Origin of the sequence: Bradyrhizobium sp., assembly GCF_035273305.1 — a bacterium.
GTDB lineage: Bacteria > Pseudomonadota > Alphaproteobacteria > Rhizobiales > Xanthobacteraceae > Bradyrhizobium.
In genome coordinates this window covers 1-2,458 of the sequence record NZ_DATEPI010000249.1, presented here as the reverse complement: position 1 = coordinate 2,458, position 2,458 = coordinate 1, and the positions used below count along the sequence as shown (strand labels likewise).

3 protein-coding genes are annotated in these 2,458 nt (G+C 62.8%); 2 read left to right on the top strand and 1 reads right to left on the bottom strand.

The features are described from left to right. Nucleotides 1-600: IS5 family transposase (locus VJV58_RS16760; protein WP_324138483.1), on the bottom strand; the 600-nt coding region annotated here is incomplete at its 3' end. 265 nt (nucleotides 601-865) lie between these two features. On the opposite strand from VJV58_RS16760, the gene VJV58_RS16755 reads away from it, so the two are divergent. Then, nucleotides 866-1,369: a helix-turn-helix domain-containing protein gene (locus VJV58_RS16755; protein ID WP_324138482.1), complete on the top strand. Its 504-nt coding sequence runs from the start codon at nucleotides 866-868 to the stop codon at nucleotides 1,367-1,369. Further along, nucleotides 1,335-2,063: a transposase gene (locus VJV58_RS16750; protein WP_324138481.1), complete on the top strand. Its 729-nt coding sequence runs from the start codon at nucleotides 1,335-1,337 to the stop codon at nucleotides 2,061-2,063. The genes VJV58_RS16755 and VJV58_RS16750 overlap by 35 nt, the downstream gene beginning before the upstream one ends. The last annotated feature ends 395 nt before the right edge of the window (nucleotides 2,064-2,458 follow it).

Genomic DNA, 2,458 nt, shown 5'->3' with positions numbered 1-2,458 from the left:
CATCACCTTGCGGTTCGATCTGGGCGGAATGACCGCGGCGGCACCCCGATCGTCGAGCTCCGCCCGCAGCCAATCAGTGTCAAATGCCTTGTCCCTCAGCAAGGCATCGAAGCTGACGCCTTCGATGAGCGGAGCAACCCCCACGCTATCGTGGCGCTGCCCCGGCAGCAGGACGAAGCGGACGAGGTTGCCCAAGGCGTCGACCAGCGCGACGATTTTGGTCGTCAGACCGCCTCGCGAGCGTCCGATGGCATTCTTCTCAGCGCCGCCTCTTGCGCCGCTTGCCTTTTGATGGACGGTGACGATCGTGCCATCGATCATCGCGTATTCGAAATCCGGTTCTCCGGACAAGGCCTGGAAGATGCGGTCAAAAACCTTCGCCCGTACCCAGCGGCGAAACCGCGTGAACACGCTGTTCCAATGGCCGAACTCGGCCGGCAAGTCACGCCAGGGCAATCCCGCCCGGACACGCCACAGCACGGCTTCGAGAAATAGCCGGTTGTCCTTCGCCGTCACGCCACGATCCGATTTCCTACCCGGCAATAGAGCTTCGATCTTCTCCCAGACGGGGTCGCTGACAACGAACCTTTCTCGATCCACAAACCTCTCCCTTGCTAAAAGGCAGAGGTGGGGGCTCAGGGTCGGACCAAAAGAACCGGCGTAATTGTCAACAGGCCCTAGTACACCTCGCCGGAAGTGCCGACTCCGTTAGCGGATGACCCGGCGCGGGTGAGTCTGACCTGCCACAGTCTGGCGGCAATCGCCATGACCGAGTGCTGCCGGGAGCGGTTCTCACGAGTCAGGGGCGGTCTGGATATGGCAGGGCAACCGCTGACGCCTTCCCTGATTCGCTGGAGCCCTGCGCATGCCCCGTCTGTCTGCCGCCCCGATCACTTTGACCGCTGCGCAGGCGGAGGCGTTGCAACGGCTCGCCCGGGCGCACAAGACGCCGCGCAAGCTGGCCGAACGGGCCGAGATGATCCTGCGCTCGGCGGCGGGGACGGGGGTGCGCGAGATCGCCCGCCAGCTTGGCGTCTGGCCGAAGACGGTGCGCCACTGGCGCGCCTGCTGGCTGGCCAACGCAGCCGATGCACCGGTGACGGCGCGGCTTGCGGATGCGGCCCGACCGGGGGCGCCGGCGACCTTCACGCCCGAGCAGATCTGCGCGATCATGGCGCTGTCTTGCGAACCACCCGAGCAGAGCGATCTGCCGCTCAGCCACTGGAGCCAGAGCGAACTGGCCCGCGAAGCCGTCAGGCGCGGCATTGTCGACAGCATCTCGCACGGCTTGGTCGGGCGGTTTTTAAAAAGGTGGCGACCTCAAGCCGCATCGCGTGCGCGGCTGGCTGACGCCCAAGCCGGATCCTGAGTTCGAGACCAAGTGCGCCGATATCTGCACCGTCTACCACGACGCGCCCGCGGTGGCGCAGCAGGACATCCGCACGGTGTCGATCGATGAGATGACCGGCGTGCAGGCGCTGGAGCGTGCCGCGCCGGACCTGCCGATGCAGCCTGGCAAGGTGGCCCGGCGCGAGTTCGAGTACATCCGCCACGGCACCCAAACGCTGATCGCCGCGTTCGATGTGGTCAGCGGTAAAGTCATCGGCACCGTCGGCGACACCCGCACCGAGCAAGACTACGTCAGCTTCCTGCAAAGCGTGTTCGCAGTCGGCACCTCGACCACGAAATGGCGCGTGATCGCGGACAATCTCAACACGCACGTCTCGGAAGGCGTGGTCCGCTTGGTCGCTGATCTGTGCGGGATCGACGGCGATCTCGGCGAGAAGGGCAAGTCCGGCGTGCTGGCCTCAATGGCCAGCCGCGAGGCGTTCCTGCGCGATCCCAGCCACCGCATCTGCTTTCATTTCACGCCCAAGCACGCCTCCTGGCTCAACCAGATCGAGATCTGGTTCTCCATCCTCGTGCGCAAGCTGCTGCGCCGTGCCAGCTTCACCTCCAAGCAGGACCTGAAGGCGCGCATCGAAGCCTTCATCGCCTACTTCAACCGCACCCTCGCCAAGCCGTTCAAGTGGACCATGACTGGCAAGCCGCTCGCTGCGTAACCGGCCGTCAAAATGGGGTTCGTTCTTCCGGCGAGCTGTACTAGGGTTTTGCCCCGATTACCGGGAAATGTTGTATAGGCTTGCTCTGAGAGCCTTTTGCGAAATTCTCGACGCTGACGGTTCAAGAACAACCCATAGATATTGGCGTTATTCTTGGATGTGTAATGGCATAAACTTAAGTTGTTGCATCGTATTCTAGCTTGACGTCTTTGTAGTGCCGCTTTATCTCCGAATGAGATCTTTGATTTGTCTTTTCGCCATTGATGGATGCCAGCGTGACCGAACCGCCAAAGCGATACGTCGGAGCCTGGATCGGGCGGCAACCCGAACTCTTCCCCGCGCTGGACGAGCCACGCGATCCGCTCACCGCCAAACTCGAACGCCTGATCGTCATC

Excerpts from the sequence above, each read along its gene's own strand:
- VJV58_RS16755 (WP_324138482.1), top strand. The coding sequence starts at position 866 with ATGCCCCGTCTGTCTGCCGCCCCGATCACTTTGACCGCTGCGCAGGCG.